Source organism: Clostridium sp. FP1 (genome assembly GCF_011065975.2).
Lineage (GTDB): Bacteria > Bacillota > Clostridia > Clostridiales > Clostridiaceae > Clostridium_AD > Clostridium_AD tagluense.
Window position 1 is genome coordinate 2520356 of sequence record NZ_JAAMNJ020000001.1, and the last position, 16808, is coordinate 2537163.

A 16808-nucleotide genomic window follows, 5' to 3' on the forward strand; every position below is an offset into this window, starting at 1 on the left:
TAGAGAATTATAAATTTGTTTATAAACATAATTTAAATATTCTTTAATATGTGTTAAAATATAAAAGTTGTGGGAAAGATTTAGTAAAGAGTGACTTTCTTAAAACAAACAAGTAGGTGATATTAAGTATATCAATGATAATAAATCATAATATTACCTGTTAAAAAGGAGAGCTAAAATGAAAACATTTCAAGAATTAGTTAATGAGACTTTAGAAGTTGAGGATTTAGAGGAATTAGAATCAGCAGCAGACTTATTTCAGTTTGGCATTGAAAAAGGTCATTATAATAAACGTCAAGCAGATCAATTTAACATTACATATTGGAAAATGAAAAATAAGTATTTAGCTTATGAAGTTGCAAAAGAAATAAAAGGTAATAAATTAGATATAATTAGTATGGTTACTAGCGCTCCAAACGAGATAAAAGAGAACAAAAGGGAACTTATCAACTATGTGAATGGGCGAGTTAAGGCACTAAAGGGTAAAATGAATGGTATGAAATAGCATTGCTATTTTGGAATAATAAAAAAAGGGTATCTATTGTTATAGGCGGATGAGCTTATAACAATAGATACCCTTTACTCATACAAATCACCTGCAAGCTTTTCCAATGCAGTTATATTTAAAATGACAATAGAATTTTTTTCTTTTTTTATTATGTTTTCATGGCATAATTTATTTATGGTTCTAATTAAATGTCTATAGCTTGTACCAAGTAAATCAGCCATTTCTGTAAACTTGTCTGTTATAATTCCACCATCTAAATTTGAATTCTGAGTATTTTCTGGTGTAATAGCAAGTAGATAACTTGATAATCTATTTTCTAGGGGATAAAGGATATTGATTGATGAGGCGATGGAGGAGCTAATAAACTTCTTGCCAAGGCTTGTACACATACATTTTAGAAAAGTAGAATCGTTAACAGCGTATTTTCTTATATTACTCATTGATATTCCAATGCACAAGCATTCATTTATTGCTTCAATATTTGAATTAGCTGTATCACAATCAATAAATTCTACATCTCCAATTATAATCATAGGTTTATATAATCTGAAAAGTAGAGATTTGCCATTTTTAAGTACTGTGTATACTTTTACTTTTCCTTCCACAAAAAAATGAAAATAGTCTATAGGTTCATTAGTTTTTACAAGGTGACTTCCTTTATCAAAGACATGTAACTCCATATATTTTTTCATATCTACACCAAAGAAACCTTCAATATTATATTTTTCTATGTAATTATCTAATTTAGTTTCATTATATATACGTTTCACTTAATTGGCCTCCTTGTAGTAATCTAGAAAGAAAAAAAATTCATAATGCATCTAAGTCTTATTATAATTGTTTATTTTAGTTTTGTATAATAAATTTAATGAAAATATGACATGTGTCCTATAGAACTAGAAATTTATATGTTAGTCTTATCAAAGAAGTTAACAAGCAATTAAAGAATGGAGGAAATTAAATGTATAAAGTATCTGCAGTATTAATAGGAATATTAATTGCTATAATGGTAACGTTTAACGGAGCTTTGGCAAACTATACAGATCAATATAGATCAATATTAATAATTCATATAGTGGGGCTTATTGCTGTAATTATTATTTTATTATTAAAAAAAGAGAAACTTAACCTTAAAAAAAATATCCCATTTTACTTATTTAGTGGGGGGTTAATAGGAGTTTTTGTGGTTTTTTTAAATAATTTATGTTTCAATTACCTTGGAGCTTCTTTAACACTATCCTTAGGGATTTTTGGGCAACTAGTATTAGCCTGCTTTATAGATCATTATGGACTATTTGGCCTCAATATTTATAAGTTTAACAAGAAAAAAATTATTGGATTTCTTATAATATTATCTGGTTTAGTAACAATGATAAAATATTAGATAGGGGAGGAAAAATATGTTATATATAATGTTAGCTGTTTTATGTGGTTGTATTACCATAATATCTATGATTATAAATTCACATCTAGCCAAAAAGATAGGGACGCTTCAAGGAACACTTATAAATTATATAGTAGGATTAACTACCACTATATTACTTATGATTATAGTGAAAAGCTCTGTAGGCCTGTCTTATAGTAGTTTTACTAAAATACCATGGTGGGCTCTTTTAGGTGGTTTACTTGGAGTAATAGTGGTTGCAAGTTCTAATATTGTGCTCCCTAAGATTCCCACAATATATACCACTTTGCTTATATTTATAGGTCAACTATTTACAGGGATACTCATTGATTATTTCAGAGTGGGTTTCATTTCAAAAGGTAAAATTATTGGTGGATTATTAATTCTCTTAGGATTATTATATAATTCTAATGTTGAAAAGAAAGAGCCGGATATAATAAAAAATTAAGGACAACTATTTTTACAGTTGTCCTTAATTTTTTTTTATTTTTTTCAAAAAAACTATTGCGCATGACGTAACGTAATGTGTTAATATACAATAGAAGGATAAATTCAAACATATTTAAGGTCTATGTTCCATAAGGGGTGATAACATTGAAAAATAATGAATCGCATTTTTTTACAATTGGTGAATTTGCAGAAAAAGCGGGTGTTACCTTAAGAACACTTAGATATTATGATAAAATTAGCTTAATGAAGCCTAGTTCTTACAGCGCAGTAGGGCATAGATTGTATAGTAATCAAGACTTTGCAAGGCTTCAACAAATTTTAACATTGAAATTTATTGGATTCTCTTTAGACGAAATTAAGAAAATAACTGAAAATGATGTTACTGATGAAAATTTTGTAAAATCCTTAGAAATACAAAAGAAAATTATGAAACAAAGAGCTGCACATACTTTCCTGGTAATAAAGGCTATTGATGAAGCCATTGACATGGAGAATAAGCAGAATGTAAGTTGGGATAAATTCACCAATATTATAAATGTAATTAATTCGGACAAAAGGTTAATTGAGCAATATGAAAATGCATCAAATTTAAGGGCCAGGATAAACATTCATGAGATGTTTAGTGTAAACAAATATGGATGGATGAGATGGTATTTTGATGAACTAAATCTACCTAAACAATGCACCATTCTTGAGCTTGGATGTGGTGATGCCAATTTGTGGGATAAAAATAAAGATAGAATTCCGAATGACCTAGATATTACGTTAAGTGATTTTTCAAGAGGAATGCTAAGTGATGCTAAGGCAAATTTAGGAAAAAAATCAGAGAATTTTAAGTTTCAAATTATAGACGCAGAGAATATACCTTATGATGATTGTAGCTTTGACGTTGTAATAGCAAACCATATGCTTTATCATGTAAACAACATTCAAAAGGCACTGTCAGAAATATGTAGGGTATTAAAGCCTGGTGGATATCTTTACTGCTCAACTGTTGGACAAAGTCATATGATGGAAATTAGAGATATTATGTCTAAGTTTAAATCAGAAACAATGGATATTAAAAGCTCAGATATTACTTCTAGATTTAGGCTAGAAAACGGTGCTGAAAAATTAAAAAAATGGTTTAATAATATAGAAATGAAAAGATATGAGGATAATTTAATTGTAACAGAGAAAGCACCTATTATTGATTATATGTTCTCAATGCCAGGGAATGTACGTGAAAGTTTTAATAATGAAAGACTTCAAGAACTCAATAAATATTTGAAAGATAAAATTACTACAGAAGGTGGAATTTACATAACTAAGGATACAGGCTTTTTTAAGGCACAAAAGAGTCTATAACCCCAATTTTCATTTATGCTATAATTTTTAACTATTGTTGGTTAATTATAAGATTTAAGTAAAAAATAAATTATAAATAGTTTAATTTAAAAATAAAATTTAATTTGAAGGGTAGGATATATATGAAAATCAAAAATATTCCTTTTTCACCACCAGACATAACAGAAGCAGAGAAAAAACTTGTAATGGAGGTTTTAGATTCAGGTTGGATTACAACAGGACCGAAGACCATGGAGTTTGAAGATAAAATCGCGAAATATTGTGATGCTAATAATGCAGTAGCGCTATCAAGTGCAACTGCGGGTTTAGAACTTATATTAAAGGTTTATGACATTTCAGAGGGTGATGAAGTTATTACAACACCTTATACTTATACAGCTACAGCAAGTGTAATAGTCCATAGAGGAATTAAACCAACTTTTGTAGATGTTAAAGAAGGTAGTTTTTTAATAGATGAGCAAAAAATGGCTATGGCAATTACGCCTAAAACAAAAGCAATAATCACTGTAGATTTTGCAGGGGTTCCTGTAGATTATGATGCTATAAAAGCAGTGCTAAAGGAAAAAAATAGAGAAGATATTATATTTATATCAGATTCAGCTCATTCCTTTGGAGCAACATATAAAGGTAAAAAAGTTGGAACGCAGGCTGATTTTCATGTTTACTCCTTCCATGCGGTGAAAAATTTAATAACAGCTGAAGGTGGAGCGATTACCTTTAATGATAATAATTTTAAGGGCAAGGAAGATTTAAAGAAAGAGCTTAAAATTAATTCTCTTCATGGTCAGTCAAAGGATGCTTTGTCTAAGATGAAAGCAGGAGCTTGGAAATATGATATTATTACAGATGGCTTTAAATGTAATATGACAGATATTAATGCAGCTATAGGGCTTGCACAACTTGCAAGATATGAAGGAATGCTCACAAAAAGAAGAGCTATTTTTGATATATATACCACAGCGCTTAGGACTAAACCTTGGGCCATAATTCCTTTTACAAAAGATGAAAATAGCGAAACTTCTTATCATCTATATGCACTAAGATTAAAAGGATTTACTGAGATGCAGCGGGATGAATTAATACAAAAAGTTGCGGAATTAGGTATAGCTACTAATGTTCATTTTACGCCTTTACCAATGTTTACACTTTATAAAAACCTTGGATATTCTATAGAGGATTATCCAAATGCATATAATCAGTATGCAAATGAAATAACACTTCCAGTATATTCAACACTTAAATTAGAAGATGCAGAGTATGTAATTAATGAAGTAATAAGATGTGCTGATGAGATAAAGGCTAAATAATAAAAATTTTTATATTAAAACGGAGGTTAAATAATGGAAGTTAAATTTTATACACCTACAAGAGAATATCACGAGAAAAAATCAGAATTCGACAATGCTGTTCTAGGACTTATGGAAAGAGGAGTATCAATGCTTGGCATCGAGGTAACTGACTTTGAAGAGGCAGTTAAAGAATTTACTGGAGCTAAATATGCAATTGGTGTTGCATCAGGAACAGATGGCTTAGTAATGGCTGCTGATATATTAGGTTTTAAAGATGGAAAAGAAGTAATAACATCACCATTTACTTTCCTCGCTTCTACATCTTGCATTGCAAAGCATAGAGCAAAACCTGTATTTGTAGATATTGATGAAGAAACCTTTAGCATAGATGCCAATAAAATAGAAGAAAAAATAACAAAGAATACAGCAGGAATTATTCCAATTCATTTATTTTCACAAATGGGTGATATGGATAAAATCATGGATATATCTAGTAGGAATAATCTAAGGGTTTTAGAAGATTCTGCAGAATCTTTCGGTATGAGATATAAAGGTAATGGATCAGAATACAAACATGCAGGTACTATAGGAGACTTTGGTGTGTTCTCATTCTTCCCTACTAAGACTCTAGGAGCTTATGGCGACGCAGGCATGATTGTAACTAATGATGAAAACTTAGCACGTATTACTAAGATGTACAGAGTTCATGGTGCATCTAGGAAGTATCATTATGATTTTATTGGGTATAATTCAAGATTGGATTCAATGCAAGCTGCTATATTACAAGTAAAAATAAAATATATAAATGAAGCAATTCAAAAAAGAGCTCAGATTGCAAAATTATATATAGATAGATTACAAGATTGTGAGTTTATTAAAATACCTAAAATTGAAGCAAATCAAAAACCAGTTTATTATGTATTTAACATATTGGCTGAAAAAAGAGATGAACTTTCAGAATACTTAAAAGCAAATGAAATAGGAACTAGCATTTATTATCCAATACCACTTCATCTTCAAAAATGCTTTGAATATTTAGGATACAAAAAAGGTGATTTCCCAGTAGCCGAAAGAACAGCAGATAATATCATTGCACTTCCTATATATCCAGAGATAACTGTGGAAGAAGTAGAATTTGTTTGCGAAACTATAAGGAAATTCTATAAAAAATAAGATAACCTTGCGTGCCTTGCAAACGAACTCTAAATCAAAGTTCAATTGTTTTTCGTTTCTTATTGCAAGTCACTCCGGGGAGTTTTCTATTCCATTAGTAGGTCTCATGGGGACATAACAATTATTAATGGTATCAGTCCTGGGTTGCTTAGGATATTTTTATTACATAAACAAAAAGAACATTCCATAATTAGTCTGACTAATTATGGAATGTTCTTTTGTTTTGAAAGGTATAAAATTAAATATATCTAAGTTATTAGAACTATAATTAGGTTGATATTAGAATTTGATGTAAGTATAATGAAACTAAGGTATAAATACCCTTGTAGTGTTTGTTGAGGTAGGATTGCAATCATTTAAGAAAACTTCACATTGGCCAGAAGAAATTAACCGTTGTGTGTAAATAATATGGGAGGAATGAAAATATATGGAGGATATAAGTTTTAGAATCAAAAATGAATTATTGAATAAAGGTGCTTCACTTGTTGGATTTGGGGATTTAAAGGATATACCATCCCATAAGCGAAGTGATATGAGATATGGGATATCCATAGCAGTAGCATTGAATCCTTCTATAATTAATAAAATTAAAAATGGTCCTACCCAAGAATATTATGAAGAATATAAAAGAGTTAATACTCATTTAGATGGTTTAGTTGAATATGCGGGAAAATTATTAAAGGATTTTGGATATAATGCAATTTTGAAAACAACATCTGAAGTAGTGCTAGAATCTAATTCGTACAGTACAATTCTACCACATAAAACAGTTGCTACGAGAGCAGGTCTAGGGTGGATTGGCAAAAGTGCGTTGCTAGTTACAGAAGAATTCGGCTCGGCCATTAGAATTTCATCTTTGTTAACAAATGCACCTTTAAATGTAGGTATACCAATAAATGAATCAAGATGTGGTGAATGTTGTATTTGCAAATTAGCATGTCCTGCAAAAGCGCCACTAGGTGAGAATTGGAACGTAAACAAGCAGAGAGGTTCATTTTTCAACGCTTTTGAATGCCACAGCCTAGCAAAAGAGAGAGCTGCCATGGTAGGAATAGATGCTACAATATGTGGAAAATGTATTGTAGTGTGTCCTTGGACTAGAGGATATTTAAAGAAACACGGATTTATGTAAGGATATATTGGTGACAAAATTATTTCAAGAATTATAGGACACTATTAGGCCATTTGTATAAAAGTAATGTATAATGGATTTACTATAAATAAAGCTCAAAAGGAGATAATCATGGATAATGAAATAAAAGAAATGTTAATACAAATGCAAAAGGATATCAAGGATATTAGTTTAAGACTGGAGAACGTTGAAAAGAATCAAAGCAATGTGGCAAATGCTGAACATAAAAATTGGCATATGTTAGCAGATAAGTTAGGGCAATATGATTCTATACTACATAAACTTTATGGAAAAAAGGGTTCTGACAAAGAAAAGTAGTAAGTCGAAAAAATACTATGTGCTTTTGCAATAATTTACAATCAAAGCTAAATATGATAAAATGTTAAAAAGAATATAAAATATAAGTTTATTATAAGGGGAGGTGTTATCATGAGTCTCTATATGTTTCATACATTTTTTAACTCTAGTGCAAATGCTCCAAGCAAAGACTACTAAAATTAAGTTATGTTTTGCTTGGAGCTTAATTTAAAAAACAATATGAATTAAGCTAAATAAAATTTATTAAACTAAAAAAAATAGACATAACTAACACATTGTGGCATTTTAAAGTGCCTAGGTAGTCTTTGCTTTTTTCCAAGTATCAAAATATGAGGAGGAGCAAGGAATGAGATATTCTAAAGCACAAAATGTGTTGCCAGAGGAGATAATAAAAATAATTCAAGAATATGTAGATGGGGAATACTTATATATCCCTAGAAAAAATGGAAATGAAAAAGCTTGGGGCGAGAAAAACGGAACAAGAAAGAGCCTTAAACATAGAAATGTTGAAATTTTTAATAAACACATTGAGGGAGCTAGTATTATAGAACTAGCTAATCAATATTATCTTTCAGAAAAAAGTATAAGAAGAATAGTAAGTCAAGAAAAAATATTATGTGCATAACAGTACTGTTATGTAATAAAATAAATGTAATTACAAGAAAGGATTTTATCATTTAGATAAAGTTCTTTTTTTTATATGCTTAAGTTTAATACAAAACTGTTTATGTGCTTTGGATAAAATGATTGATTTCTCTTATCGGAATAAAATAGTACAATAAGAGAATAAATATAGAGAAAAAAAACGACAAGTTTCATTACTTGTCGTTTTTTCTTGTAATTAATTTTAAATTCTTCATGTAGATTTTTATAGAAGACCTTACCTTGTAGACTTCTGCTGCTGTAAGTAATATCGGTGCTCCTAGTATAGATAAAAAATTAATAACGTCTGTACCTTCATGTGTAACTCCCTTAGCATATACGTAATTCTGGTTTAACAATATGCCGCCCACTATACAACCTATTATGGTTGAGGTTTTGTTAAATTTAATATCTTTTACTTTTGATTTAAAGATAGAATTATTAATAATATTTATTACGGCTTTTCTGGGGTGACTTAAATTTATTGTTTTTAATATAATAAAGACCCCCTAAAAATCTATACTAATTATATTATATGAAATTCAGTGTTAAGTGACATAGATATAATAAAAAAATAAAAGAAATATAATAAAAAGATGTACTAAGTATAAAAGGCTAATAAACTTTAATCAGTACCTTGCAATGAACAATAGCTTGTGTTATTATTTATTTAAGGAAAATAATTCAAAAGAAGGTGAATTAATGAATGTACAATTTAAAAAGGGCGTTCTTGAATTATGTGTATTATCCGTACTTGAAGGTAGAGATTGCTACGGATATGAGCTTGTAAATGAAATTTCACAAGATATAGATATATCAGAAGGAACCATATATCCTTTGCTTAGGCGATTAAAAAGTGATGGGTTTGTAACTACTTATCTTAAGGAATCACAAGAAGGACCACCAAGGAAGTATTACAGCATTACGCAGCTGGGTAAAAATACAAAAGAAGCGTTAAAAGATGAGTGGTTAGATTTTGTAATCACAGTTAGTAAAGTTTTAAAAATAGAATAATAATGGGGGCGAGAATATGAATAAAAATGAATTTATGAAAGAACTTTCAAGAAACTTAAATAATATTCCAGAAGAGGAAAAACAAGATATTTCAACGGATTATGATGAATATTTTGCAATAGGTATAGAACAAGGGAGAAGTGAAGAGAACATAGCATTATCGCTTGGAGAACCTAAGACTATTGCAAAACAGTTAAGAGCAAACTATATGATTGAGAAAGCACAAAACACAAAATCTTCAAGAAATATTGGTAGAGCTGTTATTGCAGCAGTTGGCTTAGGCTTTTTTAATATAATATTATTAGGACCCTTTATAGGTATTGTTGGAATACTTATAGGATTGTATGCAACAGCTTTTGGATTCACAATAGGGGGAATAGGGGTAGTTTTAGGGACATTTCTTAAACCCATATTTCCACAGTATATATCCATGGGTGTAAATTGGATAATAAGTATTGCAATTGGTATAGGTCTTAGTGCTGCAGGTTCTTTAATGTTTATAGGCTGTAAGCATCTAAGTAAATGCCTATATAAAGAGACTATTAAATATCTAAAGACAAATATCAAAATAATTAATGGTAAAGAGGAGCAAAACCATGAAAGAATTTAATGAGAAAAAGATTGTAAAGGGATTAGTAATTATAGTAATATGTTCAATACTACTAGGGGTATTAGGGTATGTACTTGAGTATAAATTTGGAATTATAAAATCTGGCGATGAAATAGAACAAAGTAATAATTCATCTAATGATAAATTTAATATTAATACTACAAAGGAATTTAGTAAAGAAAATATTAAAACTATAAATGTAGAAACAGTAAGCACAGATGTGAATATTATCACTACCAAAGGAGATAAAATAAAAATTAATTTTTATGGTAATACAAATTCAAAAAAAACAGCACCATATTTAAAAGCCAATATAAATGGAGGAAATTTAGATGTATTAATAAAATATCCTGTTGTTATTTCAATTGTAAATGGAAATGTAAAAGCAAAGTTAGATATATATATTCCGGAAAGCTATAAAAACAATTTAGAAATAGATACAACCTCAGGGGATGCTATTATAGGAAACCTGCAGTTAGATAAATTTAAATTTGATACAACATCAGGAGATGCTAAGATAAACGTATTAACAACTAATGAAACAATATTTGACAGCACATCTGGTGAAGTAAATGTAAAATCTCTATTAAGTAAGAAGAATGAATTTGATACAACTTCAGGAGATATAAAAATAGAAAATATTACAGGAGATATATTAGGCGGATCAGTTTCAGGCTCATTTAAGTTTAATTATAAAGACTTTGGAAATGATATTAATATAGACACTACTTCTGGAGATGTGGAATTAAAACTTCCTAAAAAATCAGAGTTTAAATTAGATTTTGATAGTACATCAGGTGATCTTAAAAATGATTTTCCTATAAAAATAACAGAAGAAACGGATAAGCATGAAATTAAAGGAACTGTTGGTAATGGAAATAAAACAATAAAAATAGATACAACCTCAGGTAATGCTATTCTTAATGCTTTTGGTGAGTAAAGGAACGGTGTAATAAAGTTAATATTATTACAATATACATGATAAAAACTGTTGCTATTTTGTAACTGAATTATACCTAATTTGTAAACATTCATAAAAACACATGAGATATAATTAATTTATAAACTAATTTATCTTAATGGAGGAATAAGTATGAAAAATAAGAAATTAACCCTATCAACCATAATATTAGGTTCACTTATTATTGCAGGATCTACAATAAGCGCTCAAGGTATTACATCGCCGAAACAACCAAATTATAAAATAGGTTCACCTATATCAATACCCGAACTAAAATTAAATAAAAATACTTATATTGCAGATTATAAGTATGTTGATATAACTTCCGATAATATAAAAGACAATGTAATTTTAATAGGAACAAAAACAAATAAGGATGATATATATTTCGAGAAATTAAATGTAATAGTTCAAAATGGAAAGACTAAAAAATTTATAAAATCATCCTTAGGAAAAGACAGCGGTGGATATGAGCCTACAATATTTTTAGGCGATTTTAATGGTGATAAAATGCCAGATATATTTGTAAAAATGCCAACCGGTGGAAGTGGCGGAATAATCGAATATTCTATTATTAATCTTAAGGGAAATAACACAAGCGTACTTTGGGATAGCGAAAAAAACAGCAGTGAAATAGATTTAACAGGTAAGTTTGAAGATAACTTTATGGCAAGTCTAAGTAGTAAAAGATTAAATAAAACCATTCAAATTGATTTATCGCCTAATAAAGACCAGTATATAGAATTAAATATATATGATAAAGATGGGAAATTGAAAGAAAATATTGAACCATGGATGAATGGATTTGGTGAACTAACCCCAGTAGACACGGATAAAGATGGGATATATGAACTAATTGGTTCTCAACGCATAGTGGGAACATGTAACGCAGATACACTTGGGTATCTACAATCAGAGTGGAAATGGGATGGCAAAAATATAAAATTAGAGGCTGATAAAGTGAAGTTCCAACGTATTTTCACTCAAACTGAGGGCGATGTTAATGGTGATGGGATAAAAGAGTTTATTAGCTTAACAGGCATTTCAGATCTTAATTTATCAGGTCTGTATGTAGATAATATATGTCTTGAGGTTTATGATTCTAAAACTAACAAAGCTACGCAAATTCCTGTTAGCAAAGACAATTCTGGATATACTCCAACAATGGTTGTAGCTGATTTAAATAATGATAAAGCTGAAGAAGTACTTATTAGTATACCAAGTGGCGGAAGTGGTGGTATGAAATCATTTAGTTTAATATCACTAAAAGATAATAAGGTTACTAATTTATTTGATCAAGAGAAGTTTAGCTGTGGTTTAGAATATGATGTTCAATTCAAAGATGACTTCAAAGTTGATGTTAATGTTAAAGAAAGTAATAAAACCTATTCATTAGATATAAGTAGTATGAAAGATGTATATATAGATTTAAATGTATACAGCAAAAATGGAAAGCTTATGCAGAACACTTCTGGTATGAGAAATCCAATAAGTAATGTTGAGGTTAAAGCTACTCCTGGTAAATATCAATTAATAAGTTCTCAAAGGGTAATTGGAACAAGTAATGCTGAAACACTTGGATATGTTAAGGGAACATGGGATATACAAAAGGATGGAGTTAAGCTTGTTAATGTTGAAGTTGTAAATCCTTAAGCATATAATATCTTAAAAAGGTTATTTGAAAAATTGAATATTTAAGAATATTCTAGAAGAAAATACTCTCCATATATAAGTGGGAGTATTTTTTTCTAAAGTCGCTAATGTTACAGCATGGAAGATGATGATTTATTAAATGCTATGTAAAGTGGCTAGGAAATACACACTAAATAGTGTATCGCAAAGGAGAGACCTATCAATGAAAAAGAAATACTTAATAGCAACAGTTATTTTCATAGCAATACCTCTATTTAGTTATAACAAGGTTAATGTAGTTAATGCGCAAGAATCAACAACAGCAATTACATTACAAGAGGGAAAGCTAGAGTTTCCACTTAACACAGCCAATACTACAAAATATACAGGAAAGGGAGTTAAAATAGCCATACTAGATTCAGGTATAGATATAAATCATGCTGATTTAAAAGGCAAAATAATAGGTGGTTATGATTTTGTAGAAAATAAACCTATATATATGGATGGCGATGATAGAAGAGGACACGGTACTCATGTAGCTGGAATTGCAGCAGCAAATGGGGAGATGAAGGGTATAGCATCGGAAGCTTCATTACTAATTTATCGTGTAGTTACAAAAGATAAAGAACAACACTACAAAAATATAGTAGAAGCTATGAAAAAAGCAGTACAGGATGGAGCACAAGTAATAAACATTTCATCTAGGGTAGATAGCTATACTCCTGGTGATGCTTTAGATATTGAAATAAAAAAAGCAAAGGAACAAGGTATTATTGTTGTAAAATCTAATGGAAATACTGGGCCTGAAATTTGGACAACATCTGATTTAGCATGCTCACCAGATGTTATATCTGTAGGAAATGCTACGCTACCGTCTAAACAACCTATATTTAAAGATGGAAATCAAGAAGTTTCATTAAAGATTGGAAATGGCACAATAATTTTTCCGGAAAAAGGTAAAATAAATTATGCGGGAAAATTCCCAGAACAAGGTAAGGTTACTTATTCAGGGAAAATATCTAAAGAAAATATAGAGAAAACTGACTTAAAAAAGAAGATAGTGATAATGAATACCACTAAGCAATATTTAAATGAAAAAGATGTGGAAATGACGGAACTAGTAACAAAACTTAAAGCTTCTGGAGCTTCAGGTCTAATTATAACTGGGATTGATAGTGATGATAATATTTGGTCCTTTTTATTTGAAGGACTACCTATTGCTTTTGTAAAGTCAAAAGACGTAGAAAGTTTTAATAATATAGTACATTCAAAAAATCCTGAATTAACTAATAAATTATATCAGGAAATATTTTTTGAAAGTTCAAGAGGACCTAGTAAAAATAATATGCTACTAAAACCAGATATTTCAGCACCAGGTACAAAAATATTAAGCACTACGCCATATTTAATAAATGATATTGGTTATATAAATAACACAGGTACAAGTATGGCAGCACCCTATATAACAGGAACAATAGCGCTTATAAAGCAAGCGCACAGTAATTGGGGATTTGATGAGATCAAAGCAGCTATAACAAATAATGCAAATATATTAAAGGATGAAAAAAATAAGTATATTTCACTTTTAAGTCAAGGGGCAGGGGTTGTAAATATAGAAAAAGCAATAAACTCAGATACCTTTATAATTTCTGATAATTTAAGTTTTCCTCTATTAACTAAAGGTGTAAAAGAAAAAACTTATGATATAAAATTAAAAAATTCATCAAATGAAACTAAGGAATATAATATATCAGTAGAAAAGTTTAGCGAGTTCAAAGGAATAGATATAAATATCCCTTCAACTATTAATGCTAAATCAGGTTCTTTGGAAAAAGTTTCAATGAATGTAAAAATAAATGAAACAACTCCAAAGGGAATTTATGAAGGTATATTATGGTTTAAAAATAATGAAGATGAAAAGCATGTACCTTTTATAATATTAGTAAACCAAAAATAATATATTCACACGAAAATATTTTACAATGGAGTTAAAATAGCATTATAATTATAAGTGGACTAGTATTATGAACCTACAAGTTAGAAAGTTGCTAAAATTATATATAAGAAAGAGGGATATTATGAAATACGATTTTGATAAAATAATAGATAGACGAAATACCGAGTCTGTAAAGTGGGACATATTAGAAGAAATATTTGAGGACAAAGATGTGATACCTATGTGGGTAGCAGACATGGATTTTGAGGTAGCCAAACCTATATCTGATGCTATAAAAAAGAGAATGGAGCATGCTATATATGGATACTCTACAAAAGGTAGCGGATATTATGATGCAGTTATAAATTGGATGAAAAAACGCCATAATTGGGATATAAAAAAGGAGTGGATAAGTTATACTCCAGGTATAGTTCCAGCACTAGGTCACATAGTAAGAACTTTTGCACAGCCAGGGGATGAAATTATTATTCAAACACCTGTATACCATCCTTTTTATAGTACAATAAAAAATAATGGATGCACCATAGTTAAAAATCCATTACAATATGAAAATGGTAGCTATAAAATGGATTTAGAGGATCTTAAAAAGAAAATTACTCCGAGAACGAGAATTCTTATTTTATGTAATCCGCATAATCCAGTAGGAAGAGTATGGTATAAAGAGGAGCTCATTGAGCTAGGACAAATATGTATAAAGAATAATATATTAATAGTTTCTGACGAAATACACTTTGATCTTATTTACAAAGGCAACTCTCATACAGTATTTGCATCTATTTCAGAAGAATTTGCACAAAATTCCATTATATGCACAGCACCAAGTAAAACGTTTAACTTGGCAGGACTCCAAGTGTCTAATGTGATCATTCCTAATGATAGGTTAAGAAGCTTGTTTAAGATAACTTTAGAAAATAACGCCGTAAGTGAAGTAAACACCTTTGCATCTACAGCATTAGTAGCAGCGTATAATGAAGGTGAAGAATGGCTTACGCAGCTTGTTGAATATTTAGAAGGAAACTTAAATTTCCTAATTAATTTTTTTGAAGAACATATACCTAAAATAAAAATAGTAAAACCACAAGGTACATACCTTGTTTGGCTGGATTGCTCAGAATTAAATATGACATCACAAGGACTTAAAGAGTTTTTTGTTAAGAAAGCTAAAGTTGGGTTTAATGATGGAATTATGTTTGGAGAAGAAGGAGAACAGTTCCAAAGAGTTAATATAGCTTGTCAAAGAAGCATATTAAAGGAAGCTCTGGAAAGAATAGATAGGGTTTATTTAGAGTGCTAGGCACATGTAAATGCTAGGTATCGGATTATATAAGGAGAAAACCATGAAGGATTTAAAAAACCTCAACAAAAAAAGAATAGATATTGATGAGTTGCAACAATATCTTAATATAAGCAATTATATGGAACTTGTAAGTATAGTAATAAACTTAATTAACGAGGAAGTAATATTACCTGTAAAAAGCAGCAAGTTAAATGGTAAAAAACCAGCTTTATATAATAGATATACGGTTGTAGAAGAGAAGGAAGATAATACCAAGTATACACAGGAATTATCATATAGTATTAATATTAAGCTGGACAAAACTTATTATATGAAAAACATTGATAAATATAAAGAAGACAGGAAATTTATTCTTTCTTTGAGTAAATTTCTTGATGAAAGGTTAAATTTACTTAAGACACAAGTAGCGGCTAATGAAAGAAGTTTTCAAATTTGGGAAAGAGAAAAGTTCCTTAACAGAGAAGGTGGAAAAAGGATACTGAAAAATCTTAATTTATCCGAAGAGTTTTTAAATATTTACGACACTACCCAGCCCCTTTCATATTATTCTTATAGCAAAAGCTCACCACAAAAGATTTTAATAATTGAAAACAAAGATACATTTTATAGCATGAGAAAACACCTCATAAAAGGTAGTAGCACAATATTTAGTGAAGAAATATCTACATTAATATATGGTGGAGGGAAAAATATATATAAGAGCTTTAGAGACTTTGAGCTTTGCGCTGAGCCCTACCTTTTACATAGGGATAATGAAATTTTATATCTTGGAGATTTGGATTATGAAGGAATCATAATCTATGAGGGAGTATATGAAATTTTCAAAGGGAATTTTAATATAAAATCCTTTGTTAAAGGATATGAATTTATGCTAGATAAATTTATTGAAGAAAACATAAGCTTACCAAATACAAAAGCAGGTCAAAATAGAAATATAAGTGGAGTATTTTTAAGGGAATTTACGCAGGAGTATAGAGATGTTATAATGAATATACTTAGCTCAAATAAGTATATCCCTCAGGAAATATTGAATATTGGAGATTTTTAGAAGGCTGAATAGGGGGAATTAAAAA

18 protein-coding genes are annotated in these 16808 nt (G+C 29.5%); 16 read left to right on the forward strand and 2 right to left on the reverse strand.

Features of this window, described 5'->3' with window-relative positions:
• Positions 1–178 precede the first annotated feature (178 nt).
• Positions 179–505: a hypothetical protein gene (locus G9F70_RS12175; protein ID WP_125000585.1), complete on the forward strand. Its 327-nt coding sequence runs from the start codon at positions 179–181 to the stop codon at positions 503–505.
• Between the two features lie 74 nt (positions 506–579).
• Here the strand turns inward: G9F70_RS12175 and G9F70_RS12180 are convergent, their stop codons facing one another.
• Positions 580–1278 carry a cyclic nucleotide-binding domain-containing protein gene (locus tag G9F70_RS12180; RefSeq protein ID WP_164946389.1) on the reverse strand — a complete coding sequence of 233 codons (699 nt, stop codon included), beginning with the start codon at positions 1276–1278 and terminating at the stop codon, positions 580–582.
• Between the two features lie 191 nt (positions 1279–1469).
• Between G9F70_RS12180 and G9F70_RS12185 the strand changes: the two genes are divergently transcribed.
• The 8 genes from G9F70_RS12185 (at position 1470) to G9F70_RS12220 (ending at position 8247) form a co-directional block, all read left to right on the forward strand.
• Positions 1470–1892: a DMT family transporter gene (locus tag G9F70_RS12185; RefSeq protein ID WP_164946390.1), complete on the forward strand. Its 423-nt coding sequence runs from the start codon at positions 1470–1472 to the stop codon at positions 1890–1892.
• A gap of 16 nt (positions 1893–1908) precedes the next feature.
• Complete coding sequence (locus tag G9F70_RS12190; protein WP_164946391.1) at positions 1909–2361, forward strand: DMT family transporter; 453 nt, start codon at positions 1909–1911, stop codon at positions 2359–2361.
• A gap of 146 nt (positions 2362–2507) precedes the next feature.
• Positions 2508–3710, forward strand: coding sequence for a MerR family transcriptional regulator (locus G9F70_RS12195; protein ID WP_164946392.1), 1203 nt, complete (start codon positions 2508–2510; stop codon positions 3708–3710).
• A gap of 122 nt (positions 3711–3832) precedes the next feature.
• Entirely contained in the window at positions 3833–5017 is a 1185-nt protein-coding gene (locus G9F70_RS12200; protein ID WP_164946393.1) for a DegT/DnrJ/EryC1/StrS family aminotransferase, read from the forward strand.
• Between the two features lie 33 nt (positions 5018–5050).
• A complete protein-coding gene (locus tag G9F70_RS12205; protein WP_164946394.1) occupies positions 5051–6172 on the forward strand; it encodes a DegT/DnrJ/EryC1/StrS family aminotransferase in 1122 nt (373 codons plus the stop codon).
• Between the two features lie 427 nt (positions 6173–6599).
• A complete protein-coding gene (locus tag G9F70_RS12210; protein ID WP_164946395.1) occupies positions 6600–7304 on the forward strand; it encodes an epoxyqueuosine reductase in 705 nt (234 codons plus the stop codon).
• A 111-nt stretch (positions 7305–7415) separates the two neighbouring features.
• Positions 7416–7622 (forward strand): hypothetical protein, encoded by a 207-nt coding sequence (locus G9F70_RS12215; RefSeq protein ID WP_164946396.1) that lies wholly within the window; start codon positions 7416–7418, stop codon positions 7620–7622.
• Positions 7623–7968: 346 nt separating this feature from the next.
• Positions 7969–8247: a CD3324 family protein gene (locus G9F70_RS12220; protein ID WP_164946397.1), complete on the forward strand. Its 279-nt coding sequence runs from the start codon at positions 7969–7971 to the stop codon at positions 8245–8247.
• A gap of 193 nt (positions 8248–8440) precedes the next feature.
• On the opposite strand, the gene G9F70_RS12225 is transcribed toward G9F70_RS12220, so the two are convergent.
• Positions 8441–8623, reverse strand: coding sequence for a hypothetical protein (locus G9F70_RS12225; RefSeq protein WP_164946398.1), 183 nt, complete (start codon positions 8621–8623; stop codon positions 8441–8443).
• Positions 8624–8966: 343 nt separating this feature from the next.
• On the opposite strand from G9F70_RS12225, the gene G9F70_RS12230 reads away from it, so the two are divergent.
• The 7 genes from G9F70_RS12230 to G9F70_RS12260 all read left to right on the forward strand — a co-directional run bounded on the left by G9F70_RS12230 (position 8967) and on the right by G9F70_RS12260 (position 16783).
• Entirely contained in the window at positions 8967–9278 is a 312-nt protein-coding gene (locus G9F70_RS12230) for a PadR family transcriptional regulator (RefSeq protein ID WP_164946399.1), read from the forward strand.
• A 16-nt stretch (positions 9279–9294) separates the two neighbouring features.
• On the forward strand, positions 9295–9888 hold the full coding sequence (locus G9F70_RS12235; protein WP_164946400.1) for an HAAS signaling domain-containing protein: 594 nt from the start codon (positions 9295–9297) through the stop codon (positions 9886–9888).
• Positions 9875–10828 (forward strand): DUF4097 family beta strand repeat-containing protein, encoded by a 954-nt coding sequence (locus G9F70_RS12240; protein ID WP_164946401.1) that lies wholly within the window; start codon positions 9875–9877, stop codon positions 10826–10828. The genes G9F70_RS12235 and G9F70_RS12240 overlap by 14 nt, the downstream gene beginning before the upstream one ends.
• A 153-nt stretch (positions 10829–10981) precedes the next feature.
• Positions 10982–12502, forward strand: coding sequence for a hypothetical protein (locus tag G9F70_RS12245; RefSeq protein WP_164946402.1), 1521 nt, complete (start codon positions 10982–10984; stop codon positions 12500–12502).
• 202 nt (positions 12503–12704) lie between these two features.
• Positions 12705–14438 carry a S8 family peptidase gene (locus G9F70_RS12250; protein WP_164946403.1) on the forward strand — a complete coding sequence of 578 codons (1734 nt, stop codon included), beginning with the start codon at positions 12705–12707 and terminating at the stop codon, positions 14436–14438.
• Positions 14439–14559: 121 nt separating this feature from the next.
• The gene (locus G9F70_RS12255) at positions 14560–15732 is read left to right on the forward strand and encodes a MalY/PatB family protein (protein WP_164946404.1); all 1173 of its coding nucleotides are present in this window, start codon (positions 14560–14562) and stop codon (positions 15730–15732) included.
• A 43-nt stretch (positions 15733–15775) separates the two neighbouring features.
• Positions 15776–16783, forward strand: coding sequence for a Wadjet anti-phage system protein JetD domain-containing protein (locus tag G9F70_RS12260; RefSeq protein WP_164946405.1), 1008 nt, complete (start codon positions 15776–15778; stop codon positions 16781–16783).
• The last annotated feature ends 25 nt before the right edge of the window (positions 16784–16808 follow it).

Excerpts from the sequence above, each read along its gene's own strand:
- G9F70_RS12240 (WP_164946401.1), top strand. The coding sequence starts at position 9,875 with ATGAAAGAATTTAATGAGAAAAAGATTGTAAAGGGATTAGTAATTATA.
- G9F70_RS12200 (WP_164946393.1), top strand. The coding sequence starts at position 3,833 with ATGAAAATCAAAAATATTCCTTTTTCACCACCAGACATAACAGAAGCA.
- G9F70_RS12210 (WP_164946395.1), top strand. The coding sequence starts at position 6,600 with ATGGAGGATATAAGTTTTAGAATCAAAAATGAATTATTGAATAAAGGT.
- G9F70_RS12215 (WP_164946396.1), top strand. The coding sequence starts at position 7,416 with ATGGATAATGAAATAAAAGAAATGTTAATACAAATGCAAAAGGATATC.
- G9F70_RS12220 (WP_164946397.1), top strand. The coding sequence starts at position 7,969 with ATGAGATATTCTAAAGCACAAAATGTGTTGCCAGAGGAGATAATAAAA.
- G9F70_RS12175 (WP_125000585.1), top strand. The coding sequence starts at position 179 with ATGAAAACATTTCAAGAATTAGTTAATGAGACTTTAGAAGTTGAGGAT.
- G9F70_RS12260 (WP_164946405.1), top strand. The coding sequence starts at position 15,776 with ATGAAGGATTTAAAAAACCTCAACAAAAAAAGAATAGATATTGATGAG.
- G9F70_RS12245 (WP_164946402.1), top strand. The coding sequence starts at position 10,982 with ATGAAAAATAAGAAATTAACCCTATCAACCATAATATTAGGTTCACTT.
- G9F70_RS12205 (WP_164946394.1), top strand. The coding sequence starts at position 5,051 with ATGGAAGTTAAATTTTATACACCTACAAGAGAATATCACGAGAAAAAA.
- G9F70_RS12235 (WP_164946400.1), top strand. The coding sequence starts at position 9,295 with ATGAATAAAAATGAATTTATGAAAGAACTTTCAAGAAACTTAAATAAT.
- G9F70_RS12250 (WP_164946403.1), top strand. The coding sequence starts at position 12,705 with ATGAAAAAGAAATACTTAATAGCAACAGTTATTTTCATAGCAATACCT.
- G9F70_RS12230 (WP_164946399.1), top strand. The coding sequence starts at position 8,967 with ATGAATGTACAATTTAAAAAGGGCGTTCTTGAATTATGTGTATTATCC.
- G9F70_RS12185 (WP_164946390.1), top strand. The coding sequence starts at position 1,470 with ATGTATAAAGTATCTGCAGTATTAATAGGAATATTAATTGCTATAATG.
- G9F70_RS12255 (WP_164946404.1), top strand. The coding sequence starts at position 14,560 with ATGAAATACGATTTTGATAAAATAATAGATAGACGAAATACCGAGTCT.
- G9F70_RS12190 (WP_164946391.1), top strand. The coding sequence starts at position 1,909 with ATGTTATATATAATGTTAGCTGTTTTATGTGGTTGTATTACCATAATA.